We start from the raw sequence: 22,666 nt of genomic DNA, 5'->3' as shown, positions 1-22,666 counted from the left end.
GGTCGGCCGCCGCTCGCCGAGCCCGTGGCCGAGCCGATCCCGAAGGGCCCGTCATGGAACTCGTGACCTCGCTACCCGCCGACACTCCCCTGTCGGAGGTAGACACACGAATCCGACGCATAGAAGCCCTCGGCTTCGACACCGTCCACATCTCCGAAACCCTGCGCGACCCCTTCGCCAGCTGCGCCCTCGCGGCCGAGCACAGCACCACCCTGACCATCCGCACCAGCATGGTGGTCGCCTTCCCCCGCAGCCCGATGGTGACCGCCTACGCCGCATGGGATCTCGCCAACTTCTCCGGCGGCCGCTTCCAACTCGGCATCGCCTCCCAGGTCCGCGGCAACATAGTCGGCCGCTACTCCACCCCATGGACCGACCCCGTCGCCCAACTGGGCGACTACGCGGGAGCCCTGCGCGCCATCTTCGCCGCCTTCCAGTGCGGCGCCCCCTTGGACTACCACGGCACCCACTACGAATTCACCCGCCTACAGCCATATTTCAACCCCGGCCCACTGGACGTACCCGCCCCCGAAATCTGGATGGGCGGCGTCGGCCCACGAATGTGCACCCTCGCGGGAGCCGTCGCCGACGGCTTCGTCGCCCACCCGACCGGCTCCCATCCGGTTTCACTGACCGAGCAGGTGCTACCGGCCCTGCGCGCGGGAGCCGACAGCGCCGGACGTACAGCTGGCAGACCGCGAATCATAGTGGTGCCCAAGGTGATTACCGGACCGGACGCTACCGCCGTCGCACAAGACCGCGAGGCACGCCGCGCAGAAATGGCATTCCTCTACTCGACGCCCGCTTATCGCGGCACCCTCGACCGGCTCGGTTTCGCGAAGATCGCGGACGATCTGAGCGCGGCGGCACAGGCCAAGGACTGGGGGAAGCTGCCCGCTCTGCTGAACAACGAAGTACTGGATGCACTTGTCCCGCAGGGCACCTACGCCGAGCTACCGGCGGTATTGCGGTCCTGGTACTCCGGAGTTTGTGACGGCATCTCGCTCGATCTGCCAGTTGACCCGGACGCCGATCCGGAGTTCCGGGCGATGCTCAGCACGGTAAGGGGTATCTACCCGGGGCCTTCGTAGCCGGGACACGCGGTTCGGATCACGTTCCAGCGGGGCTCCATTCGGACAAGCCGAAACCGGTAGTGCTGGTCGCTTCGCCTGCCGTACCCAACTTTCGCTCCCCCAACCCCTGATCACGCGTCGAACCGCACGCCTCGGCTACCGAGAACACTTCGAACTCGCCCGAGAACGATATCGGGACGCCGATACGGAAGCGAAGCACTGACTCGAACAACATGCCACCCAAGAGATTCCAGAATGGCGAGACGATCGATGTCCTTCGCACGCTGAGCCGAATCGGTCCAGTGTTGCGCACCGTCGTACTCGACACCGACCTGCCAGGCACGCCAGCCCATATCGAGGCGCGATCGAGTAGACGGACTCGTCACGAACCACGAGTTACGTTGCAGGAAGGGGGAATTCGATCGAATCAAACGCGTATGACTGTCAACTCCGGGATCTCGGACGGAAATCCAAGATCCTGTGTGACAACCGGCCAGCCGTGAGCGATCGCGGTCGCTGCGATCCACGAGTCGTTGATCTCCATCTTCTTGCCGGCACTCTTCAGTCGTTGTCGCAGCAGCGCCCACGCCGCCGCCACCCGTTCGTCAATCGGAATAGGCTGGAGACGCTGTGCAGCAGTGAAGGTTTCGAGCCGACTGGCGCGCGCCTCGTCATCTCCGGCCATTAGCACGCCCCACCGCAGCTCGGCGATGGTCACGACACTGACAGCCGACTCCTCAGGCAGCAAGCCGAGATCAATTCGGCGATTGGCTTCTCGCGCGATGAATACAGATGTATCCAGCAGCCCAACGCTCATCCCTGCCACGGATCCCTACTGTCTTCCGTGGTCTCGATCAACTCCGCCGACAGCTCATCGCGGAGGCCGGGATCCGCCAAAGGCAACTCCGCGAAAAAGGATCGGGTAGACACCGTCGACGGCCGCTCGTGCCGCGGCACAAGAAGCGCGACAGGCCGCTCATTCACGGTGACTTCGAGAGTCTCGCCCGCTTCGACGCGACGGAGTACCTCACTTACATGGTTCCGCAGCTCACGCACCGAGACCCGCTGAGGCTGAGTCATAGAGCCAGTGTAGCCCTTTTGCTACAGCGTGCTACGGGTATTGAAATCCCAGCTGGGGACTACCTGGGCTGGGCGATGACCAGGAGGACGTGGGCGGGTTGGTTGTCTACCAGGTGCCAGCGGTCGCGCATGATGGAGGGGAAGTCCACGAAGTCTCGGGGGCCCAGGCGGATTTTGCCGATGCCGACGAGTTCTACGTCCAGGTGGCCGGAGACTATGTAAACGCCTGTGACACCGGTGGATTCGAACCAGCCGCCAATGAATTGCCCGGGCTCCACGAGGTATTCGATCACTTCGAGCGGACTGTTGGGGCGCATGTGGATGGCTCGGCCGATGGCGGCGTCGGGGCGGTCGCCGACGGGGAGGCGGACGCCTTCGTCGGCTCGGACGACGGTGACCTGATCGGTGGCGGGGCTGGGGAGCAGGTCGCCGGGGGTGACGGCGAGGGCGGCGGCCAGGCGGTAGGTGGTCAGCATGGAGGGGGCGCTGACGCCGCGTTCGATCTGGCTCAGGAAGGGCTGGGAGATGCCGGCGCGTTTGGCGAGTTCGCGCATCGACAGCCCGGACTTCTCACGCAGTTCGCGAACCACGCTGCCGACCAGTTCGGCCAGGCTCGACTCATTCGGTTCGCCGGGGGCTGCCGCTGTCTCGTTCACACAGGCCAGTGTGCCTGATCCCCGATTACGGCGAATGCGCGGGCGTTTACATATTTGTGACGCGGGTGAACGCTACCGCCATACAACTGCGCCAATCTGACTGCTGTCACTTATCACCCCTGGTTTACTCGGAGCGTGCCCGATGTCGGTCCTCGACGGCGACCCACAAGTCACCGCCCCCACTCGCAGTACCCGGCTGGTCGAACAGCGCGGCATCGACCACATTCCGGAGTCCGAGCGCACCGGCACCGTCCGGCAGCTCGGCCTCATGTGGAGCGGTGTCATTCTCAATGTGCAGGTCGTCGTCTACGGCACACTGCTCATCGCCATCGGCCTGAATGTGTGGCAGGCGCTGGCCGCGGTGGCCATCGGCACCGCGACCTGGGTGATCGCCGGATTGGCGAGTCTGCCCGGCCCGGCGGCGGGCACCACCACCTTCACCGTCACCCGCGCCGCGTTCGGCCGCAATGGCATGCGGCCCATCGCCTTCTGCAATTGGCTACAGCAGATCGGTTACGAGGTACTGGATCTGGTGATTCTGGTGCTGGCCGGTTCGGCGCTGCTGGATATGACCGGGGTGCATGTCGGCACATCCACCAAAGTCGTTCTGCTGGTGGCGTTCTCGATCGCGCAGAGCCTGCTGCCGAGCCTCGGTCACGCGGCGATCACCCGGGTGCTGAATATGCTCGTCGTCCCGTTCGCGGCGCTGTTCCTGATCATGGCCTGGCTGACCGCCGACGAGCTGGATATCACCGTCGGCCAACCGGCGGGCTGGACCGCCTTCCTCGGCGGAGTCGCCTTGGCCGCCAGCGCGAGTGGACTGGGCTGGACGCCCAATGCCGCCGACTTCTCCCGCTATCTGCCGAGTGCCACCCCGCGCCGCGAGATCGTCGCGGCGGTGACCATCGGCGGTGGAGTCCCGCAGGCGCTGCTCATGCTGCTCGGCATCGGTGTGGCGCTGCTGACCGAGCAGGCGTCGGACCCCATCAGCGGGCTGCCCAGCGTGTATCCGGGTTGGTTCCTCGGCCCGTACCTGGTGCTGGTGATCGCGCAGATGATCTCGCTCAACGCCATCGATCTGTACTCCTCGGGAGTCACCCTGCAGGCCATCGGAGTTCGGATCGGCCGCTGGCAGGCGGTGGTGCTGGACGGGGTGATCTGCGCGCTCATCGGATCGATCGTGGTGTTCTCCTCGGACTTCAATACCTTCGTATCGAACTTCCTGCTCTTCATGATCGTGTGGTTCGCGCCGTGGGCGGCCATCTTCGTCATCGACTACTTCCTGCGCCGCGGGCGCTACGACCTCGATTCGCTCGGCACGGCGGGCGGGCGCTATCCGCGGCCCGGCGGCCTGCATATGCCGGGGGTGATCGCGCAGGCCGCGGGCATGCTGGCGGCGCTGTGCTGCATCGATACCAGCATTTTCACCGGGCCGATCGCGAAAGCCCTCGACGGCGCGGATCTGAGCGTTCCGGCGGGGCTGCTGGTGGGCGGCATCGTCTACTACCTGACCGCGCGCCGCACCGTCACCGACGAAGCAACTGTCTGAAAGGAATAGCTGTGGAATTCCAGGTACCGGTCATCGATATCACGCCCTATGTGGGCGAGGGCGACGCGCAAGCTCGTCGCGCGGTCGCACGACAGCTCGACGAGGCCGCGCGCACCGTCGGCTTCATGCAGATCGTCGGACATGCGGTGCCGCACACCGTAATCGACGATTTCACCGGCGCGCTCGATGCGTTCTTCGCACTCGAATTGGAGATCAAGAAGCAGTACCGCACACCGCCCGCCGTCAATCGCGGCTACTCACCGCCCAAGAGTGAGAGTTTGAGCCTGAGTCTCGGTGTGGAATCCGCGACCAGAATGAACGATTTCTTCGAGGCGTTCAATATCGGCACCACCGCCGCCGACCATCCCGGACTCGACCTGCCCACCACCGAGTACTCGGAAAACCTGTGGCCACAGCATGTTCCGCGGTTCCAGGCCCCGGTGCGGGCATACTTCACCGAGGCCGAGCGAGTGGCGCGCACCCTGACCACCGCCTTCGCGGACGCGCTGGAATTGCCCGTGGGCTACTTCGACCGCTTCACCGATCACTCGCTGGATGTGATGCGGATGAACAATTACGCGCTGCCACCCGGAACGGTGGATCTGGACGGCGATCTCATCGGCATGGGTGAGCACACCGATTACGGCATTCTCACCGTGCTGTGGGCCGATCGAACGCCCGGCCTCCAGGTGCTCGGCGCGGACGGCACCTGGCATGACGTACAGCCCGCCGACGGCGCGCTACTGGTGAATCTCGGTGACCTGATGGCGCGTTGGACCAATGAGCGCTGGCTCTCGACCCTGCACCGGGTGAAGCCGCCGATCGTGAACGGCACCATCGCGCGCCGCCGCAGTGCGGCGTACTTCCACGACGGCAATATCGATGCCCTCATCGAGACGCTGCCGTCCTGCGTCGGCGAGGGAAGTAAATACGAGCCGGTGACGGTCGGCGAACATCTGCGGGCCAAGCTCGCGGGTTCCCGTGCGGGCCAGGCCAATACGAACGCGCCCCGGGAGGCCGCCCGGGTGCTCGCGGCCGCTCGAGCCGAGGGAGACCGCGCGTGACGATTCCTTTTCGTGAGCTACCCAAGGTCAGCCTGCACTGTCATCTGACCGGTTCGGTAGTGCCCGAAACCGTTGCGGCACTGGCCCGTAAGTACGGCGTGCCGATGCCCGACGGCCGCACCGCCGACAATCTCTACGATATCGACAGCCATGTCGATCTGGATGAATTCCTGCGCGTCTACGACATGGTCGGGCGGGTGGTGCGCGATGCCGACGATTTCCGCCGCATCACCTACGAGTCGCTGACCACGCTCGGCTCCGAACACGGTGTGCTGTATCGGGAGATCTTCGTGAGTCCGCCCGCGCATCCGGGTGTCGACTATCGAGTTCTCCTGGACGGAGTTCGCGCGGGAATGCGAGAAGCCGAGCAGGACACCGGAATCGGCAGCCGCATCATTGTCGCCATCAATCGCGAGGACACTCCGGCGGCGGCCGTCGAGCTGGTCGGGAAGGTCATCGAATTCCGTTGCGACGAGGTCGTCGGCATCGGCCTGGATTACGCCGAAGTGCACGGTCCGCCCGAGCTTTTCCACGAGGCGTACCGCATTGCCGGTCGCGCCGGTTTACATCGCACCGCCCACTCCGAATCCGGTCCGCCCCCGAATATCGAAGTCCTGCTCGATGTTCTCGGCTGTACCAGGGTCGATCACGGCTACCACGTGATCGACAGCCCCCGCATTACCGAACGCTGCCGGGATGAGGGCATCGTCTTCACCTGCACCCCGGTGAGTTCCGATATCGGCCGGTACTCCGGCAGCGGCGATGGCAAACACGAAAAGATCGCCGCAATGGTCGAAGCCGGACTCCGAGTAACGATCGACTCCGACGACCCGCCGATGTTCGGCACCGACCCCACCAACGATTTCGAAGTCCTGCACAAAACGCTCTGCTATGACGTTGATCAACTACTGGCGTTCACATTGAACGCCATCGAGGGCGCCTGGCTGGACGAATCAGACAAATCTCCGCTGCGTAGCCGGGTTCGGCAACACCTCACCTCGGCGTCCGCGGTAGTCGGAAGATCATGAAATAGCTTGTTGGGCCGGAGGTTACGGGATGGTCATTTTGAGGGAATAGCGTTCTCGGAATTCGCAGTTCTCGGAAGAGGAGTGGTCGCGATGAGGGAAGCGCTTCCTAGCAAGAGGCAAGTTCTCCTGGCTTGCCGTGGAACCAGTTTTCCGGGGCATCCGGTACTGAGCGCCGCACATGAACTAACCGAGCTACATGGGCGGAAGATGGCGGCAGCGCCGGATGCCTGCGCCGAACTCGACAGTCTGCGCATCGAATTGGTGCATACCATCGACTGTTGGGTGACTTCGCGGCTACCACCCTCGCATGGGGCGGCTCGGGTGCATACCGAAACACTCGGCGCGGTGATCGATCGGCTCGCGCAGTTGACCGCTCATGCCTGTGCGGCGCTCGCGCATGCCTCGGGGCAGGAATTGACCAACGTGTGGGAGAGCCTGGCCGAATTGGCCGTGGGCTATGAGGATTTGGCGTCCGAGGTGTGTACCGGACGTCGCCGGTTGCCCGGCGGGCATTGAGCGAATCGCCCGGCGGACACGGGGCCGCCGGGCAATTCGCGCCGCTTACTTCGGCGGGGAGTGCTGGGCGTACCAGGTCAGCAGGTCGGGATCATCCACCGCGGTCGGTGCGACGACCCTGGCCAGTTCCGCGCCCTGGAAGAGTTTTTTGAGGGGGACCTCGAGCTTCTTTCCAGTACGGGTGTGCGGAATAGCCGGGGCGGCAATGATTTCGTCCGGCACATGCCGAGGAGAAACCTCGGTGCGAATGGCGGAATTGATGCGCGCCTTCACCTCATCGGTCAACTCGACACCGGGGGCGGGGACGACGAACAGCGGCATCCAGTAGCGGCCCTCGGGTAGCTCGACGCCGAGCACCAACGCCTCGGCGACCTCCGGCAACCCCTCGACCGTCTGGTAGATGTCGGCGCTGCCCATGCGAATTCCGTGCCGGTTCAGGGTCGAATCGGAGCGGCCGTGCACGGTGATACTGCCGTGGTCGTTGATGGTGATCCAGTCACCGTGCCGCCAGACACCGGGGAACATATCGAAATAGGCTTCGCGGTAACGACTTCCGTCCGGATCGTCCCAGAAGCGGACCGGCATGGAGGGCATCGGTTTGGTGATGACCAACTCGCCGACCTCACCCCGCACCGGATGGCCCTTCTCATCCCAGGCATCCAGGGCCACGCCGAGATAGGGGGCGGAGAGTTCACCCGGCCAGACCGGGACGGTGCGCACCCCACCGATGAACGCGGAGACGACATCGGTGCCGCCGCTGATGGAGGCGACCGGAACGTCTTCACCTACATTGTCGCGCAACCACAGTGAGGATGACGGCGGCAGCGATGAGCCGGTGATGCCGACCATGCGCAGCGCGGAGAGATCGTGATCGCGGCGTGGCACCACACCCGCCTTGGCGCAGCCGAGCACATAGCCCGGGCTGGTGCCGACGACCGTGGCACCGGTACGAGCGGCGATGGCCCACAGCGCATCCGGCGTCGGAGCCGCCGGGCTGCCGTCGTAGGTGACGATGGTCGCGCCGGTCAGCAGCCCGGCCACCTGGAAGTTCCACATCATCCAGCTGGGGCTGGTGTACCAGAAGAAGGTGTCCGCACGCCCGATATCGGATTGCAGCGCAACGGCTTTCAAATGCTCCAGCAGCACTCCGCCGTGCCCGTGCACGATCCCCTTGGGCTTGCCGGTGGTCCCGGAGGAGTACAGCACCCAGAGCGGATGTTCGAAATCGACCGGGACGGTGTCGATTACGGGCGAATCCGCGTCCGCGATCACCTCATCCCAGGACACCACATCCGGTAGCGACTTGCCGATGCGTGAGACCAGTACCGTCGCGGCCAGCGAGGGCAGCCCGGCCCGCAGCGCCTCGATATCGGCGGTCTTGTCGTGCACCTTCCCGCCGAAGCGATATCCGTCCGCGGTGACCAGGACCTTCGGCTCCAACTGACCGAGTCGGTCCAGGGCCGCCTGCGCCGAGTAGTCCTGGCCGCAGGCACTCCAGATGGCGCCGAGGCTCGCGGTGGCGAGGAAGGCGATGACGGCCTGTGGAATATTCGGCAGGTATCCGGCGACCCGATCACCGCGCCCGACACCGAGTTCGCTCAGCGTGCGCGCGAAAGCCGCTGTGCTGCTCAGCAGTTCGGCCCAGGACAGCTCGATCACACTGCCGTCCTCATCGACGCCGATGATCGCGGGCCGATCCGTGCGCGCCTGCCGAACGACCTGATCGACATAGTTCAGCTGTTGCGCCGGAAACCATTTCGTCCCGGGCATCTCGGTGGAGACCAGGACCTGACCGCTGCGCTCGCCCAGGTCGAAGTAGTCCCAGAGCGCTCCCCAGAAGCCCGCCAGATTCTCCACCGACCACCGCCAGAGCGAGTCGTAGTCCGGCAGTGCCGTTCCCGTGCGCTCGGTCACGTACTTCGCGAAATCGGTGACCCGCGCTCCGGCGATATCCGCCGCACTCGGCACCCACTGTGGTTCCACCGCACTACCTCCTACGACGCGAATCCCGCGCTGTCCGCGACCTGCGCACGCTGCACGATCCGCTCGGCATGCCGGATGACCGGCATATCCACCATTCGGCCCTCGAAGGTGAAGACACCTCGATGATTCGGCACCTCGGCCAAAAGCCTTTGCGCCCAGTCGACTTCCTTCGCCACCGGGGCGTAGGCGCGCCGGATGACCGGCACCTGACTGGGATGAATGGCGACCTTGGCATCGAAGCCGACCGCGACCGCGTCCTCGGATTCCGTGGCGAGCCCCGCCAGATCGGGGATGTTCAGGAACACCGAATCCAGCGCGAACTTGCCATATGCCTTGGCCGCCAACAGCGATTGCGAGCGCACATGCAGCGCCACATCGCGATAGCCACCGTCGGCATGCCGGCTGGAGTTGCCGCCGAGCGCCGCCACCAGATCCTCCGCGCCCCACATGACGCCGATGGCATTGCGCACCATGACCGCCCGGCCGACCGCCATCGCGCCCAGCGGCGATTCGATGAGCGCGATCACCTCGTAGTCGGACAGGCGCGTAATCTGCTCCGCCGATTCACATTTGGGCAGCATTAGACGCCTGTACTCGGTGCGCAGCAGGGCATCCAGGTCCAGCATGTGCTCGACCGTCCCCGCCGCGTTCACCCGCACCACGGTGCGCTCGGGATCCAGCGGAGTGGCGATCAACGCCTCGCGGGCCGCAGCCTTGTCGGCCTCGGCCACACCATCTTCCAGGTCGATGATCACCACATCGGCCGCCGTGGCGGCCTTCTCATAGCGCTCGGGCCGATCCGCGGGACAGAACAGCCACGCGGGTCCGGGCATCTCCCAGCTCATTGCTTTTGCTTCCTCACCAGGGTCTTGCGGTTGGCGGTGGCCACCACATCCCCGTGCTGATTGCGGCCGGTGTGCGCGAAGGTCACGATGCCCTCCCCCGGACGACTCTTGGATTCCCGCAGGTCGGTGACGACGGTCTCGGCGTACAGCGTGTCGCCGTGGAAAAGCGGTTTGGGAAAAGCGATTTCGGAGAAGCCGAGATTGGCCACGATGGTGCCCTGGGTCAGCTGCGCCACCGACAGACCCACCAGCGTGGAGAGCGTGAACATGGAGTTCACCAGCCGTTGGCGGAACGGCTCCTGGGTGGCCGCGAACGCGGCGTCCAGGTGCAGCGCCTGGGTATTCATCGTGAGCGTCGTGAACAGGACATTGTCGGCCTCGGTAATGGTGCGGCCGGGCCGATGCTCGTACACCACACCGAGCTCGAACTCCTCGAACCACAGGCCGCGCTGTACGACTCGGCGAACCTCCGGCGTGCTGCCCTCGGTCACAGGCCCAGCTCTCGTCCGATAAGCATCAACTGCACCTCCGTGGTGCCCTCGCCGATCTCCAGGATCTTGCTGTCGCGATAGTGCCGCGCCACAGCATATTCGTTCATGAAGCCGTAGCCGCCGAAAATCTGGGTGGCGTCGCGAGCATTGTCCATGGCGGCCTCGCTGGCGACCAGTTTCGCGATGGAGGCCTGCTTCTTGAACGGCTTACCCGAGAGCATGAGCGCGGCCGCGTCGTAGTAGGCGGTGCGGGCCATATGCGCGCGCACCTCCATCCGGGCGATCTTGAAGGCAATGGCCTGATTGCTGCCGATGGGACGGCCGAACGCCTCGCGCTCCTTGGCGTATTTGATGCTCTCGTCCACGCAACCCTGTGCCGCGCCGACCGACAGTGCGGCGATGGCGATGCGGCCCTCGTCCAGAATGCGCAGGAAGTTGGCGTAGCCGCGACCGCGCTCACCGAGCAGGTTCTCCGCGGGCACCCGTACATCGGTGAAGCTCAGCGGATGCGTATCCGAGGCATTCCAGCCGACCTTGTTGTACGCGGGCTCGGCCACGAAACCGGGGGTGTCGGCGGGCACGATGATGGTGGAGATCTCCTTCTTGCCATCGGTCTCGCCGGTGACGGCGGTGACGGTGACCAGACGGGTGATATCGGTGCCCGAATTGGTGATGAACTGCTTGCTGCCGTTGATGATCCAGCTGTCACCGTCCTGCTTGGCGGTGGTGCGGGTGCCGCCCGCGTCGCTGCCCGCGCCGGGCTCGGTGAGGCCGAACGCGCCCAGCGCGCGCCCACTGGCGAGCAGCGGCAGCCACTCCTGCTTCTGCTTGTCATCGCCGAAGCGGTAGATCGGCATCGCGCCCAGCGAGACACCCGCTTCGAGGGTGATGGCCACACTCTGATCGACCTTGCCGAGCTCTTCCAGGGCCAGGCAGAGCGCGAAGTAGTCGCCGCCCATACCGCCGAACTCCTCGGGGAACGGCAGGCCGAACAGGCCCATATCGGCCATACCCGCGATGACCTCGTACGGGAAGCTGTGCTCGGCATCGTGTTTGGCGGCGACCGGGGCCACCACCTGATTGGCGAAGTCGCGGACGGTGAGGGCGAGTTCGCGGTACTCGTCCGGCAGCGTGCCGGTGGACAGGAAGTCGGTCATGACGCGGTGTTCTCCTGGGAATCAGCGGTGATGATGCGGGCCAGCGGCTGCTCCAGCTTGACCTGGGCTCCGGCTTCGACGAGCAACTCCACCCGCCCGGCTACGGGGGCGGTGAGGGTGTGCTCCATTTTCATGGCTTCGACAATGACGATCGGCGCTCCCGCCGCGACCTCGGCGCCGTCGACGGCGGGTACCGCGATGACCGAACCCGGCATGGGGCTGGTGATCTCGGCATCGCCGACGTGTTCGCCGCCGCCGCGGACATCGGCCTCGGCGACCTCGCGCAACTGGGCGACGCCGGTGGCGTCGGCCACCCAGAGCTGATCGCCGGCGGTGGCGACGCGGTAGCGTCCGCGCAGTCCGTCGAGCGTGACGGTGAGCCAGTCACCGTCGGACGCGGCTGTCAGCGAGTGCTTTTCGCCATCCTCCAGCCAGGCCGTTGCCTGATCGGGGGTACCCGAGAGGTAGACGTGCGCGGTGCGATCACCGGAGCTCAACCGGAAGCCGGTGGGTGCGTGCGCGCCCACCCGCCAGCCGTTCGGGATGGACCAGGGATCGGCCGCACCGGTAGGCCAGTGGCGCAACCACAGATCCGTTGCGGCGGCGATGAATTGGGCGTCACTTGCGGCCGCGGGCGCGAAGTCGACCGCGCGCCGATCCAGCAGGCCGGTATCCAGGGCTCCGGCCCGCACGTCCGGATCGGCGAGCAGGAAGCGCAGGAAATCGATATTGGCGCGAACGCCCAGGATCTGCGTATCCCGCAGGGCCGCATCGAGTTTCTTGATAGCGGAGTCACGGTCACCGGCGTGCGTGATGACCTTGGAGAGCATCGGATCGTAGTCGGTGCCGACCACGGTTCCGGCGCGCAGACCCGAATCCACGCGCACGCCTTTACCTTCCGGCTCGGACAGCGCCAGCACGGTGCCGCCGGTGGGCAGGAAGCCGCGACCGGGATCCTCGGCGTACACCCGCGCCTCGATGGCATGGCCGGTGAGCTTGATGTCCTCCTGGCCGACCGCCAGCTTCTGACCCGCGGCGATCCGCACCTGGCACTCGACCAGGTCCACGCCGGTGATCAGCTCGGTGACCGGATGCTCCACCTGCAGACGGGTATTCATCTCCATGAAGAAGAACTCGTCCGGCCTGTCGGCGGAGACGATGAACTCCACGGTGCCCGCGCCGACATAGTCCACGCTGCGCGCGGTATTGCAGGCGGCCGCGCCGATCCGAGCCCGGGTGCGGGCATCCAGCAGTGGTGACGGAGCCTCCTCGATCACCTTCTGATGGCGGCGCTGCAGACTGCATTCGCGCTCGCCCAGATGCAGCACCTGGCCGAATTCGTCGGCGAGGACCTGCACCTCGATATGCCTGGGGCGGTTGACGAATCGCTCCAGGAACAGGGTGTCGTCACCGAAGGCCGCACCGGCCTCGCGGCGGGCGCTGATCAGGGCCTCGGGCAGCAGGGCCGGATCCTCGACCCGGCGCATACCCTTACCGCCGCCACCGGCGGACGGCTTCACCAGCACCGGATAGCCGACTTCGGCTGCCGCCTCGATCAATTCGGCATCGGTGAGACCGGGCCGGGCGATACCCGGCACCACGGGGACTCCGTAGGCCGAAACCGCGTTCTTGGCGGCGATCTTGTCGCCCATGATCTCGATGGCCCGGGTCGGCGGTCCGAGGAAGACGATATCGGCCGCGTCGAGCGCCGCCGCGAAGGCCGGATTCTCCGACAGGAAGCCATATCCCGGGTGCACGGCCTGTGCGCCGGAGCGCACCGCGGCCTCCACGACCTTGGCGATATCCAGATAGGACTCGCGCGCCGGGGCCGGGCCGAGCCGCACCGCGATATCGGCCTCGTGCACATGCCGGGCATTGACATCGGCATCGCTGTACACCGCGACCGAGCGAATTCCCATGGCGCGCAGGGTGCGAATGACTCGCACCGCGATCTCACCGCGATTGGCGACCAGCACCGTATCGAAGGCGACGGGGTGTGCTTTGTTCATCAAGGCGATCACATCCTGAAGACGCCGTAGGAGACGTCTTCGAGGGGCGCTTGCGCGCACGCCGAAAGCGCCAGGCCGACAACTGTTCTGGTATCGGCGGGGTCGATGACGCCATCGTCCCAGAGCCGGGCGGTCGAGTAGTAGGGATTGCCCTGCGCCTCGTACTGGTCGCGAATAGGGGCCTTGAACGCCTCCTGATCCTCGTCCGACCAGGGCTTGCCCGAGCTGTCCAGCTGTTCGCCGCGCACGGTGGCCAGCACCGAGGCGGCCTGTTCACCACCCATGACGGAGATGCGGGCATTGGGCCACATCCACAGGAAGCGCGGCGAATACGCGCGCCCGCACATGGAGTAGTTGCCCGCACCGTACGAGCCGCCGATGACCACGGTCAGCTTCGGCACCCGGGCGCACGCCACCGCGGTGACCATCTTCGCACCGTGCTTGGCGATACCGCCCGCTTCGTAATCGCGGCCGACCATGAAGCCGGTGATGTTCTGCAGGAACAGCAGCGGGATCTTGCGCTTATCGCAGAGCTCGATGAAGTGCGCGCCCTTCATGGCGGATTCGCTGAACAGCACGCCGTTATTGGCGACGATGCCGACCGGATGGCCGTGGATGTGTGCGAAGCCGGTGACCAGGGTGCGACCGTATTCGGCTTTGAACTCACCGAATTCGCCGCCGTCGACCATCCGCGTGATCACATCGCGGACGTCATACGGGGTCCGGAGATCAACGGGCACAATGTCGTACAGCTCATCCTGCGGCGCGATGGCATCGACGACCGGGCGCACCTCCCACGGCGTGGGGGTCTTGGGGCCAAGGGTGGCAATGATATCGCGGACGATGCGCAGCGCGTCCTGATCACTCTCGGCCAGATGATCGGTCACACCTGAAGTGCGCGAATGCAATTCGCCGCCGCCCAGCTCCTCGGCGGTGACCACCTCACCGGTGGCGGCCTTCACCAGCGGCGGGCCGCCCAGGAAGATGGTGCCCTGATCGCGCACGATGACGGTCTCATCGCTCATGGCCGGGACGTACGCGCCGCCCGCCGTGCACGAACCCATGACCGCGGAGATCTGCGCGATCCCCTTGGCGCTCATATTCGCCTGATTGAAGAAGATGCGGCCGAAGTGTTCGCGATCCGGGAAGACCTCATCCTGCTTGGGCAGGAACGCGCCACCCGAGTCGACCAGGTAGATACAGGGCAGATTGTTCTGCAGCGCCACCTCCTGCGCCCGCAGATGCTTCTTCACCGTCATCGGGTAGTAGGTGCCGCCCTTGACGGTGGCGTCATTGGCGATGATCACGCATTCGCGCCCGGAGACCCGGCCGATACCGCCGATCACACCCGCGCCCGGGCATTCGTCCCCGTACATGCCGGTGGCCGCCAGCGGCGACAGCTCCAGGAATGGTGAGCCGGGATCGAGCAGCTGATCCACGCGCTGCCTGGGCAGCAGCTTCCCACGCGCCAAATGCCGCTCACGTGCCCTGTCCGGACCGCCCAGCGCGCTGACCGCCAAGCGTTCGCGCAGCTCATCGACCAGCGCGTGATGCGCGGCCCGATTTCCGGTGCGCACCTCCCCAGTCACCGTCATGCCGCCATCCTGCCACTCGGTTAATCGCCAATAACTGGAATATAAGATAATCTTCACTAACTGAGTTGTCCAGGACCGAGGAAGGGAGCCCGCGGTGAACAACACGGAAACCGTGCCCCAAACCCGGCGCGAACAGCTCAAAGCCCAGCGGCGGGAACAGCTGCTGGAAGCGGGCGCGCGGTTGATCGCGGACCGCGGATTCCTCGGCATGCGCCTGGACGATCTGGGCGCGGCGGCGGGTATCAGCGGACCCGCGGTGTACCGGCACTTCCCCAATAAGGAAGCGCTGCTGGTGGAGTTGCTGGTCGGGATCAGTCAGCGCCTGCTCGACGGCGGGAGCGCGGTCGCGGCCGAGGCGGACTCCCCCGCCGCCGCGCTCGACGCGCTGATCGATTTCCATCTCGACTTCGCGCTGGGCGAGCCCGAACTCATTCGTATCCAGGATCGCGATCTGGAGAATCTGCCCGAGGCCGCGCGCCGCCAGGTGCGCCGCACCCAGCGGCAATACGTGGAGGTCTGGGTCGCCGTACTGCGGGATCTACACCCCGACCTACCGGAGGCCACCGCGCGCGTCCAGGCGCACGCCACCTTCGGCCTGATCAACTCCACCCCACACAGCGCCCCCGCCGCTACCGCCACCCGCGCCCGCCCGGTACTACGCCGAATGGCCCTGGCCGCTCTCGGCTGATACCGCCCGACTCTTCCAGCGGTCGTTTGTGATCCGCGACTCAGCCGCTCTCGATCGTTTGACATGCGCTTATGAACCCCGATGTACTGCGGGGTGAATTGTCCTGCCCGCATACCGATTCCGCTGTACGAGAATCGAAATCGCGAGCACGGCAGTTGGCGTGACACGCGCTGACCGGGGGGTTATCGAACAGCTATCCCACCGGCGTGCGGTCGCGCGGTCGAAAACAGTGCATTGAAGGGTTCGGGGACTCATATGGCGAAACACCGCAGGCAGACGACGACTCAGCGCATGGCCGCCCGTGCGGCGATGGGCGTGGTCCCACTGGTGGCGGTGGTCGCCGGGAGCGCGACCGCGCAGGCCGCATCGGAGCAGGCGGTGGCGCAGCCGCAGTTCATCACCCCGCAGCCGGGTGTCACCACACCCAATCCGGGCAACCAGTCCCCCGGCCCGATCCAGCCCGGCGTGACCAAGCCGCCCGCGCCCGCCGCCGTGAAGACGCCGCCGCCATCGGATTACGTCTCACCCGCCGACGACGCGCACGGCGTGGCACCGGCTTCCGATTACAACGCGCCGTATCGCCAAGTACCGCAACGGGAATACATCGCACCGCTGCAACCGGAGACGCTGCACGCCCCCGAGCCCGCACCGCAGCTCGCGGAGATCGTGCCCGATCCGAAGGTGCTGCGCGCGGGTGATCTCTCCATGGCCGCACCCGATTTCCTGAATACGGACCAGATCGACCAGATCAACTCCACCTTCGCCCGCCCCGAAGCCGATATCTCCCAGTACGCCCGCTCCCTGGGCGTGGCCCCCAGCCGCGCCGACAGCGTCGCCGCCTCCGCCATCGCCGGAGCGGTCCAGGGCGCTGTAATCGGTTGCGGCATCGGCGCAACCCTTCAGATCGTCACCGTTATCGCATTCCCCCTGACCCCGCTGACCTGCCTCACCTGGGGTGCGACCGGCGGCATCGCGGGGGCGGTCATCGGCGCGGGCATGGGCGGCCTCCGATGAATCTCGGATCCTTTCCGACAGCTATGCGGCACAACACCATTCGGCGTGGCAACCTTCGAAGCGCACTCGACACCGCCGTAATCGCCACACTGGCAGTGGGAATCACCTGCGCCGCAACAGGAATCGCACAGGCTCAGCCGGAAGCCGCACCGGCGGTCGCGGCGGCGTCATCCGACCCGGCTGCTTCGATTCGCGGAATCGAGAGCGGCATAGGTTATTTCGCTAGCATCACGCCCGACGGCGGCGGCGTGACGACCACCCTCGACACGGGCACCTTCGCCATGTCGACCGAGGCGAACGCGATCACCATCGCCGATCGGTCCGGCACAGTCGCGGGGGCCGTGCCGCTGGCGATTCATGCCGCCGGTCGCGATATCGCCCTGGACCCGGCCATCGAGGACGGCGGCGCGACGCTGACACTGCGCCCCGGCACCGCACCCGGGCAGGCCACCCAGGTCGGTGCGCCCCTCACTCCACAGTCGATTGATGCTCCGGCACAGTCGATTACCTCGCAGGAGCGGTGGAATGAGCAGGTACAGCGCGGCACCTTCGGCGCATTGATCGGCGGCGCGATCGGCGGCCTGATCACCATCCCGTTCTGGATCTTCGTACTGCCCCCGCTACTGGGCATCGCCATCGGCGCGGGTATCGGCTTCCTCGCGGTCGGCGGTCAACCCCTCATCGATGCCGGAGTCGCGTACTTCACCGGCCAACCCTGAGCAGGCATCCAGCCGTCATCCCGGCATGCTTTCGGCCGGGATCCACACCCTCGCGGCGCAGGAGTTCAATTCTCCTGCGCCGCTTCGGTTTTCCGGGCTGCGGCAAGCAGGTCGGCTACGGCCGGGTCGGATTCGGCGGCCTCGGCCAGGGCCGCGGTGAGAGTGTTCTCGTAGGTGGGGCGGGCCTGTCGGTAGCGGGTGCGGCCGGAGTCGGTCAGGACCGTGTAGACGCCGCGCTTGTCGTCGGGGCACAGGTCGCGGTAGGTGAGGTCGGCGGCGTTCAGGCGGGTGACCAGGCGGGTTACCGAGCTTTGATTCAGGCCGAGTTTGGTGGCCAGGTCCTGCATGCGGAGTTCGTTGTCGGGGGCGTCGCCGAGGAAGACCAGGGCTCGATACTCCGAGAGGCCCAGGCCGTGGTGGCGCTGTAGCGCGGCGCCGAGGCGGGTTTCGACCAGGGCGTGCAGGGTGAGGACGCGGTTCCAGAGGTGGGTGTCACCGGCGGCCGCTGGGGTGGTTCGAGTTGGCATGCGGCGCTCCTTGTATCGGCGGACGGGGGTTGACATGAGTTTACATGTACATGCATCATCTTTCGAGCAAGTGTTTGCATATACATGCAACTACCAAACAGGGAGACTCCCATGGCATGGGCATATCTACTGATCGCCTCGGTCTTCGAGGTGGTCTTCGCATTGGGCACCAATGCGACGCACGGGTTCACCGAACTCGGGCCGTCACTGCTCACGGCCGCGGCGGCGGCGGGCGGGATCTTCTTCCTCAGCCTGGCACTGAAATCGCTCGATGTCGGCGTGGGCTACACCGTCTGGACCGGAATCGGCTCGGTCGGCACCGTCATTCTGGGCTCGGTGCTGTTCCACGAGGCGGTGACACCCGCCAAGGCCCTCGCGTTCGTATTGATCATCGGCGGCGTCCTCGGACTCAAGATCGCCGACAAGCTGGCCACCGCGCCCAGTGCGGCCTGAAAGGAAACCGTCATGGCCTGGGGATATTTGATGATCGCCGCGGTCTTCGAGATCGCGTTCGCATTGGGCACCAATGCCACCAAGGGGTTCACCCGGCTGTGGCCCTCGGTGTTCACGCTATTGGCCGCCGCCGGAGGTATTTTCACGCTCAGCCTGGCACTGCGCACCCTCGATGTCGGCGTGGGTTACACCGTCTGGACCGGTATCGGATCCATCGGCACGGTCGTGCTCGGCGCGCTCATCTACAAGGAGAAGATCACGGTGCCCAAGCTGATCTCGTTCGCCGCCATCATCGCGGGCGCGATCACGCTGCGGATCGCCGCGGGCGCGTAGCTCGAAATGCCCTCACGCACCGCGGAGTTCACGCTCCGCGGTGCGTAGCACCATGAGGAACCCGGCCCGGATCGCCGGCAGGAAAACCGCCGTGCAGAGCCCCGGCATGACCGGTGAGGCGATCTCGAAGGTGGAGAACCAGCGCACCCGGGTTCCGGCGGACACCTCTTTGAAGGCGATGAACCCGTCCTGATGTCGCAGTGGCGGAACGGATTTCAGCAAACGGTAGCGCATGAGCTGCTGCGGCTTGTACTCGACGATCTCCTCGGTGAGGCGAATCAGCGGAGTGACTATCAACCGCACCGCACCGGCCCCGTGCCCCGCGGTATCACCCGGCCGCACCAGCGTCACCCGGCGAACCATAGGCACGCGTTGATAATTCGTCGCATCGGTCAACCAGTCGAACACGTCCGGCAGTGGTGCCCGGATGGTGCGCTCAACATCGACCGTGCGCATGCCCGGCTCCATTCTGATCTCGCCCGAACCTCTGGGCAGCCTACGAGATACGTCACCGGTAAGTCGAAGGAAACGCGCGCGAAACGCCGAATCAGGTGAGCGCCTTACCCTTTCGTGACCTACAACGTCGATGGCCCAGCGTTGCGGGGGGCGGCCTCCCGACCCTCTTCCATCCGCTCGACCCGACAGCGCCACGGTGCCGGTCGCGACCCGAGCCGCCAACCCGGCATGGCGGCAAAAGACCTGGTGACTACCATTACCGGCATGAATGTCGAGGAGCAGCGCGTGATCCGCCGCCGCCCGAAGAACCGGCGCGCCCAGATCGCCGCCACCTCGGCGGCCGCCTTCGGCTCGCTCGGCTATCACGGGGTGAGCATGGAGGATATCGCCACCCGCCTCGGAATCTCCTCGGCCGCGCTGTACCGGCACTATCCGAGCAAGTACGCGCTCTTCCGCGAGGAGCTGCTGCGACTGGGCCAGCTCACCATCGACGCCACCACCCCACCGGACGAGGCGCGGGAGTTGGACCCGCGCGCGCGGCTGTCGAGCGTGCTGGATCGGATCATTGCCGAGACCATCGCCAATCGCGCCACCGTCACCCTGGTGCGCTGGGAGCAGCGGTATCTGGACGAGACCGATCGGCAGACACTCTCGGATCAATTCGCGCGGGCGCTGAGCATCCTGCGCGGGCTCATCGGACAGGTGCGGCCGGAGCTGGACGAGCATGATCGCGCGGTGCGGGCGGTGGCACTGTTCAGTGTGATCAGCAGTATCGGCGACCATCACGCGGCGCTGCCGGTGAAACCCCTGACCGCCCTACTCCATTCGACCTGCGACGCCATCGTCGCGGCCGAGCTACCACCGCCCGGCACCGATGCGGACGCGCCGCGCAGCACCGAGATTCCACAGTCGTTCAAGCATGAGCTGCTGTTGAAGAAGGCCGTCGAGCTGTTCCATCAGCGCGGGTATCCCAATGTGAGCGTGGAGGACATCGCCTCGGCGGCGGATCTCTCCGCGGCCTCGGCGGTGTATCGGTACTACCGCAGCAAGGGTGATCTGCTGGCGGCGGCCTTCCGGCGCGCGGCCGATCGGGTGTCGGGGGCCATCGGTCCGGCGGTGTCCTCCTCCGCGACACCCGCCGAGGCCTTGGGCAAGCTCATCGACCTCTATGTCGCGGGCTCATTCGCCGAGCGCGAGCTCACCTACGTGTATTACGCCGAGTTCAGCCATGTTTCGCCCGAGGAGCGCACCATGCTGCGCAATGTGCAGCGGCTCATCGTGGCGGAGTGGGTGCGGCTACTGGTGGCGGTGCGGCCGGAGCTGTCCGAGGGCGAGGCCAGAATTCTGGTGCACGCCGGATTCGGCATGGTGGTCGATATGGGGCGGGTGTTCGGCGCCGATCTTCGAATCTGCCCGCAGGAGCGGGTGATCCGGCTCATGGAGATCATCCTCTTCGGGACCGGCGGGCGCGCGGAGGTTTAGGAGCGACGGTGCCGGAACCCCGAATACTCGGAGAACCGGCCACCGCCGCGACCGGGCACGCGACGCTACGCCACCCGGCCCGCCACAATCGGGAGCGGCAGTTGGGACACTGCCCGCCCGCCGACTGTCGCGAACTTCGACACGGCGTTTCCCATTCGCCTGTCAGCTGGTCATCGGCATCGCCGCGTCGGTACCGGCAATTCCCGGGTATTCGACTTCCGCGGCACTTTCTTTCAGGATTCCGGCCGGCCCCCAGCCGGTCATATTTGCCAAATGTTAGCTGTCATACCAAGCGGTTTCTTTTATTTCACGCGGCGGTGAAGATTGCCATGGGCGTGAACGGTGCGTAGTCCTGTACGTGCCCGTCCTCCCAGTCCCACAATGAGATCGGATCGACGGCCACCCCACTCTGCAGGATGAGACGCCAACCGGCCTCCTCACGCTGCCAGACATCACCGTCGCGGTCCCAGTAGAGACCGACGGTGTTCGGCTCGACCGTATTGCTCCGGCTCATGGTGTTCCTCTCCATTGGATAGCAATCCGACAGCGACTGATCGGGAACGGTAGGCCGCGCTGCGGTGCGGTCGAGCACCGCTGCTGCGCCCTCTTCGTGTTCACTGGTTGCCGTAACCGTCACCATTGGAAATCCCTTCGTAGCGTCGTATCGAAAAGTATTCGCTCCCACACTTCCGGGCCTCTTTCGCGGCGACTTTGGCTTGTCTTCCGCACAAATATATTTGCCAAACATTCGCGCATGCAGGAAGCGCAGGGGGTGAGTTGAATTCGCCCGCGTTGTTTCCACCGAAACGCAGCCGGGGGACGCTGGAATAGTCGCCGCTTTCCGGTGGCCGACATGGGGCCCGATTCCGGATGGGCGTGGCGGGTGTCGCGGATCATGGCCGAAGCGGCGTCGGCGCGGCGCCCGCGGCGCCATTCGAATTCGCCGGATCCGCGCGCCGGGGCCACTGCGGCTCGAATCCGCGCGACAGCCGGGCCAGGGGCGCGCGCCGACGAGTGGGGTGATCGGCCGAAGTCACCGCGCCGTATCGATCCGCGGGACCGGAGGTGTCACGCCATTCGGGCTGCGATACTCGAAATGCCTGGACGCCGCGGCGTACCGGTCCGGCAGGGAGTGGTGGAACGGTACGCCGCGGCGGTATTCAGGTGGATCGGGCGGCCGTCAGGGCGTTTTCACGCTCTGACGGCCGCACGCCTTTCCGCTGGTCAGGCCTGCGGCGGGAAGGTGTAGGAGGAGCCGGTGCCGAGCATCTTCGCCAGGGTGGCGAAAAGATCGTTAACCATGCTGCCACTGAACATTTGAGCTCCTAGACGGTCGGGGTGACCACCGGCGGCGGGGTGGGCTGGGTGACCGAGGTGGACGAACCCGAGTTGACGAGGTGGGCGAAAGCCATGAGCAGATCGGTGAAGCCGCTGCCACTGAGCATTTTGCTATTCCTTTCGAGAAGTGTTCCGGCGCTGAGGATCAGTGCGGGGTGTAACTGGCGCTGGAGCCACCGCTCAGGAAATTGAGCAGGGTGGTCAGGATGCCGCCGATGTCGACGCCGCCGGTGGGATCGGTAGTGGGAGGAGTGGTCATCTTCTTCCTTTCTTCGTTCGCGGACAGACCCCCGGACTGTCGTCGGGACCGCCGCACGGGACGTACACACGCCCCGAGTCTTTACTTGCGGATTACGTTGTGCCGCAAGAGTTTTCGGGTGAAGACTAATCTATTTCGGTCGCCATGGCATCGGCTAGCGATTTGGGGCGCATATCGGTCCAATGGGTCTCGACGTAGTCCAGGCAGGCCTGGCGCTGCGCCGGGCCGTGCGCGATGGTCCAGCCGCCGGGGATGGTGGCGAAGATCGGCCACAGCGAATGCTGCGCCTCATCGTTCACGAGCACGTAGAACTGGGCCTCATCGTCATCGAAGGGATTGCTCATCGCGAAG

25 protein-coding genes are annotated in these 22,666 nt (G+C 65.7%); 11 read left to right on the top strand and 14 right to left on the bottom strand.

All coding sequences use genetic code 11. The annotated features are described in order from the left end of the window. Positions 1–53 precede the first annotated feature (53 nt). Positions 54–1,091: a TIGR03617 family F420-dependent LLM class oxidoreductase gene (locus tag OHB26_RS15195; protein WP_330184809.1), complete on the top strand. Its 1,038-nt coding sequence runs from the start codon at positions 54–56 to the stop codon at positions 1,089–1,091. Positions 1,092–1,204: 113 nt separating this feature from the next. Here the strand turns inward: OHB26_RS15195 and OHB26_RS15190 are convergent, their stop codons facing one another. The 4 genes from OHB26_RS15190 to OHB26_RS15175 all read right to left on the bottom strand — a co-directional run bounded on the left by OHB26_RS15190 (position 1,205) and on the right by OHB26_RS15175 (position 2,809). Further along, positions 1,205–1,426 carry a DUF559 domain-containing protein gene (locus tag OHB26_RS15190; RefSeq protein ID WP_442943015.1) on the bottom strand — a complete coding sequence of 74 codons (222 nt, stop codon included), beginning with the start codon at positions 1,424–1,426 and terminating at the stop codon, positions 1,205–1,207. A 74-nt stretch (positions 1,427–1,500) separates the two neighbouring features. Continuing rightward, on the bottom strand, positions 1,501–1,890 hold the full coding sequence (locus OHB26_RS15185; protein WP_330184808.1) for a type II toxin-antitoxin system VapC family toxin: 390 nt from the start codon (positions 1,888–1,890) through the stop codon (positions 1,501–1,503). After that, positions 1,887–2,153 (bottom strand): type II toxin-antitoxin system Phd/YefM family antitoxin, encoded by a 267-nt coding sequence (locus OHB26_RS15180; RefSeq protein ID WP_330184807.1) that lies wholly within the window; start codon positions 2,151–2,153, stop codon positions 1,887–1,889. The genes OHB26_RS15185 and OHB26_RS15180 overlap by 4 nt, the downstream gene beginning before the upstream one ends. 59 nt (positions 2,154–2,212) lie before the next feature. Continuing rightward, positions 2,213–2,809 (bottom strand): helix-turn-helix domain-containing protein, encoded by a 597-nt coding sequence (locus OHB26_RS15175; RefSeq protein WP_330184806.1) that lies wholly within the window; start codon positions 2,807–2,809, stop codon positions 2,213–2,215. 142 nt (positions 2,810–2,951) lie between these two features. On the opposite strand from OHB26_RS15175, the gene OHB26_RS15170 reads away from it, so the two are divergent. The 4 genes from OHB26_RS15170 to OHB26_RS15155 all read left to right on the top strand — a co-directional run bounded on the left by OHB26_RS15170 (position 2,952) and on the right by OHB26_RS15155 (position 6,966). Then, on the top strand, positions 2,952–4,358 hold the full coding sequence (locus OHB26_RS15170) for a purine-cytosine permease family protein (protein ID WP_330184805.1): 1,407 nt from the start codon (positions 2,952–2,954) through the stop codon (positions 4,356–4,358). Between the two features lie 11 nt (positions 4,359–4,369). Next, positions 4,370–5,422: an isopenicillin N synthase family dioxygenase gene (locus tag OHB26_RS15165; protein WP_330184804.1), complete on the top strand. Its 1,053-nt coding sequence runs from the start codon at positions 4,370–4,372 to the stop codon at positions 5,420–5,422. Further along, positions 5,419–6,450, top strand: a complete 1,032-nt coding sequence (gene add, locus OHB26_RS15160; protein ID WP_330184803.1) for an adenosine deaminase — start codon at positions 5,419–5,421, stop codon at positions 6,448–6,450. The genes OHB26_RS15165 and add overlap by 4 nt, the downstream gene beginning before the upstream one ends. A 207-nt stretch (positions 6,451–6,657) precedes the next feature. Continuing rightward, the gene (locus tag OHB26_RS15155) at positions 6,658–6,966 is read left to right on the top strand and encodes a DUF4254 domain-containing protein (RefSeq protein WP_330184802.1); all 309 of its coding nucleotides are present in this window, start codon (positions 6,658–6,660) and stop codon (positions 6,964–6,966) included. 45 nt (positions 6,967–7,011) lie between these two features. Here the strand turns inward: OHB26_RS15155 and OHB26_RS15150 are convergent, their stop codons facing one another. The 6 genes from OHB26_RS15150 to OHB26_RS15125 are packed head-to-tail and all read right to left on the bottom strand — an operon-like array spanning position 7,012 to position 15,046. Beyond that, positions 7,012–8,949 (bottom strand): acetoacetate--CoA ligase, encoded by a 1,938-nt coding sequence (locus OHB26_RS15150; protein ID WP_330184801.1) that lies wholly within the window; start codon positions 8,947–8,949, stop codon positions 7,012–7,014. A gap of 11 nt (positions 8,950–8,960) precedes the next feature. Then, a complete protein-coding gene (locus OHB26_RS15145) occupies positions 8,961–9,794 on the bottom strand; it encodes an HpcH/HpaI aldolase/citrate lyase family protein (protein ID WP_330184800.1) in 834 nt (277 codons plus the stop codon). Further along, positions 9,791–10,285 (bottom strand): MaoC family dehydratase, encoded by a 495-nt coding sequence (locus OHB26_RS15140; protein ID WP_330184799.1) that lies wholly within the window; start codon positions 10,283–10,285, stop codon positions 9,791–9,793. The genes OHB26_RS15145 and OHB26_RS15140 overlap by 4 nt, the downstream gene beginning before the upstream one ends. Further along, positions 10,282–11,442 (bottom strand): acyl-CoA dehydrogenase family protein, encoded by a 1,161-nt coding sequence (locus OHB26_RS15135; RefSeq protein WP_330184798.1) that lies wholly within the window; start codon positions 11,440–11,442, stop codon positions 10,282–10,284. Before OHB26_RS15135 ends, OHB26_RS15140 begins: the two co-directional genes overlap by 4 nt. Beyond that, complete coding sequence (locus tag OHB26_RS15130) at positions 11,439–13,451, bottom strand: acetyl/propionyl/methylcrotonyl-CoA carboxylase subunit alpha (RefSeq protein WP_330184797.1); 2,013 nt, start codon at positions 13,449–13,451, stop codon at positions 11,439–11,441. The genes OHB26_RS15135 and OHB26_RS15130 overlap by 4 nt, the downstream gene beginning before the upstream one ends. Before the next feature lie 8 nt (positions 13,452–13,459). Then, positions 13,460–15,046, bottom strand: coding sequence for a carboxyl transferase domain-containing protein (locus OHB26_RS15125; protein WP_330184796.1), 1,587 nt, complete (start codon positions 15,044–15,046; stop codon positions 13,460–13,462). A 94-nt stretch (positions 15,047–15,140) separates the two neighbouring features. On the opposite strand from OHB26_RS15125, the gene OHB26_RS15120 reads away from it, so the two are divergent. The 3 genes from OHB26_RS15120 to OHB26_RS15110 all read left to right on the top strand — a co-directional run bounded on the left by OHB26_RS15120 (position 15,141) and on the right by OHB26_RS15110 (position 17,467). Continuing rightward, the gene (locus tag OHB26_RS15120; RefSeq protein ID WP_330184795.1) at positions 15,141–15,734 is read left to right on the top strand and encodes an SACE_7040 family transcriptional regulator; all 594 of its coding nucleotides are present in this window, start codon (positions 15,141–15,143) and stop codon (positions 15,732–15,734) included. A 255-nt stretch (positions 15,735–15,989) separates the two neighbouring features. Then, positions 15,990–16,748 carry a hypothetical protein gene (locus tag OHB26_RS15115; protein ID WP_330184794.1) on the top strand — a complete coding sequence of 253 codons (759 nt, stop codon included), beginning with the start codon at positions 15,990–15,992 and terminating at the stop codon, positions 16,746–16,748. Positions 16,749–16,996: 248 nt separating this feature from the next. After that, on the top strand, positions 16,997–17,467 hold the full coding sequence (locus OHB26_RS15110) for a hypothetical protein (protein WP_330184793.1): 471 nt from the start codon (positions 16,997–16,999) through the stop codon (positions 17,465–17,467). A 65-nt stretch (positions 17,468–17,532) separates the two neighbouring features. Here the strand turns inward: OHB26_RS15110 and OHB26_RS15105 are convergent, their stop codons facing one another. Then, positions 17,533–17,994 (bottom strand): MarR family winged helix-turn-helix transcriptional regulator, encoded by a 462-nt coding sequence (locus OHB26_RS15105; protein WP_330184792.1) that lies wholly within the window; start codon positions 17,992–17,994, stop codon positions 17,533–17,535. Positions 17,995–18,105: 111 nt separating this feature from the next. On the opposite strand from OHB26_RS15105, the gene OHB26_RS15100 reads away from it, so the two are divergent. Continuing rightward, positions 18,106–18,447: a DMT family transporter gene (locus OHB26_RS15100; protein ID WP_330184791.1), complete on the top strand. Its 342-nt coding sequence runs from the start codon at positions 18,106–18,108 to the stop codon at positions 18,445–18,447. 12 nt (positions 18,448–18,459) lie between these two features. Next, positions 18,460–18,780: a DMT family transporter gene (locus OHB26_RS15095; RefSeq protein ID WP_330184790.1), complete on the top strand. Its 321-nt coding sequence runs from the start codon at positions 18,460–18,462 to the stop codon at positions 18,778–18,780. A 12-nt stretch (positions 18,781–18,792) separates the two neighbouring features. On the opposite strand, the gene OHB26_RS15090 is transcribed toward OHB26_RS15095, so the two are convergent. Beyond that, positions 18,793–19,236 (bottom strand): SRPBCC family protein, encoded by a 444-nt coding sequence (locus OHB26_RS15090; RefSeq protein ID WP_330184789.1) that lies wholly within the window; start codon positions 19,234–19,236, stop codon positions 18,793–18,795. A 264-nt stretch (positions 19,237–19,500) separates the two neighbouring features. Between OHB26_RS15090 and OHB26_RS15085 the strand changes: the two genes are divergently transcribed. Continuing rightward, on the top strand, positions 19,501–20,718 hold the full coding sequence (locus OHB26_RS15085; RefSeq protein WP_330184788.1) for a TetR/AcrR family transcriptional regulator: 1,218 nt from the start codon (positions 19,501–19,503) through the stop codon (positions 20,716–20,718). Positions 20,719–21,025: 307 nt separating this feature from the next. On the opposite strand, the gene OHB26_RS15080 is transcribed toward OHB26_RS15085, so the two are convergent. Together OHB26_RS15080 and OHB26_RS15075 are read right to left on the bottom strand one after the other, a co-directional pair. Further along, positions 21,026–21,232, bottom strand: coding sequence for a hypothetical protein (locus OHB26_RS15080; protein ID WP_330184787.1), 207 nt, complete (start codon positions 21,230–21,232; stop codon positions 21,026–21,028). A gap of 1,208 nt (positions 21,233–22,440) precedes the next feature. Continuing rightward, entirely contained in the window at positions 22,441–22,659 is a 219-nt protein-coding gene (locus OHB26_RS15075; RefSeq protein ID WP_330184786.1) for an MbtH family protein, read from the bottom strand. Between the last annotated feature and the right edge of the window lie 7 nt (positions 22,660–22,666).

It is taken from the genome of Nocardia sp. NBC_01503 (assembly GCF_036327755.1).
GTDB lineage: Bacteria > Actinomycetota > Actinomycetes > Mycobacteriales > Mycobacteriaceae > Nocardia.
The sequence above is the reverse complement of the archived record's forward strand: the minus strand, read 5'-3'. Positions and strand labels throughout refer to the sequence as shown.

Coding starts and splice junctions, on each gene's coding strand:
- OHB26_RS15195 (WP_330184809.1), top strand. CDS start 54: ATGGAACTCGTGACCTCGCTACCCGCCGACACTCCCCTGTCGGAGGTA.
- OHB26_RS15190 (WP_442943015.1), bottom strand. CDS start 1,426: ATGGGCTGGCGTGCCTGGCAGGTCGGTGTCGAGTACGACGGTGCGCAA.
- OHB26_RS15185 (WP_330184808.1), bottom strand. CDS start 1,890: ATGAGCGTTGGGCTGCTGGATACATCTGTATTCATCGCGCGAGAAGCC.
- OHB26_RS15180 (WP_330184807.1), bottom strand. CDS start 2,153: ATGACTCAGCCTCAGCGGGTCTCGGTGCGTGAGCTGCGGAACCATGTA.
- OHB26_RS15170 (WP_330184805.1), top strand. CDS start 2,952: ATGTCGGTCCTCGACGGCGACCCACAAGTCACCGCCCCCACTCGCAGT.
- OHB26_RS15155 (WP_330184802.1), top strand. CDS start 6,658: ATGGCGGCAGCGCCGGATGCCTGCGCCGAACTCGACAGTCTGCGCATC.
- OHB26_RS15145 (WP_330184800.1), bottom strand. CDS start 9,794: ATGAGCTGGGAGATGCCCGGACCCGCGTGGCTGTTCTGTCCCGCGGAT.
- OHB26_RS15135 (WP_330184798.1), bottom strand. CDS start 11,442: ATGACCGACTTCCTGTCCACCGGCACGCTGCCGGACGAGTACCGCGAA.
- OHB26_RS15130 (WP_330184797.1), bottom strand. CDS start 13,451: ATGAACAAAGCACACCCCGTCGCCTTCGATACGGTGCTGGTCGCCAAT.
- OHB26_RS15125 (WP_330184796.1), bottom strand. CDS start 15,046: ATGACGGTGACTGGGGAGGTGCGCACCGGAAATCGGGCCGCGCATCAC.
- OHB26_RS15115 (WP_330184794.1), top strand. CDS start 15,990: ATGGCGAAACACCGCAGGCAGACGACGACTCAGCGCATGGCCGCCCGT.
- OHB26_RS15105 (WP_330184792.1), bottom strand. CDS start 17,994: ATGCCAACTCGAACCACCCCAGCGGCCGCCGGTGACACCCACCTCTGG.
- OHB26_RS15100 (WP_330184791.1), top strand. CDS start 18,106: ATGGCATGGGCATATCTACTGATCGCCTCGGTCTTCGAGGTGGTCTTC.
- OHB26_RS15095 (WP_330184790.1), top strand. CDS start 18,460: ATGGCCTGGGGATATTTGATGATCGCCGCGGTCTTCGAGATCGCGTTC.
- OHB26_RS15090 (WP_330184789.1), bottom strand. CDS start 19,236: ATGCGCACGGTCGATGTTGAGCGCACCATCCGGGCACCACTGCCGGAC.
- OHB26_RS15085 (WP_330184788.1), top strand. CDS start 19,501: ATGAATGTCGAGGAGCAGCGCGTGATCCGCCGCCGCCCGAAGAACCGG.
- OHB26_RS15080 (WP_330184787.1), bottom strand. CDS start 21,232: ATGAGCCGGAGCAATACGGTCGAGCCGAACACCGTCGGTCTCTACTGG.
- OHB26_RS15075 (WP_330184786.1), bottom strand. CDS start 22,659: ATGAGCAATCCCTTCGATGACGATGAGGCCCAGTTCTACGTGCTCGTG.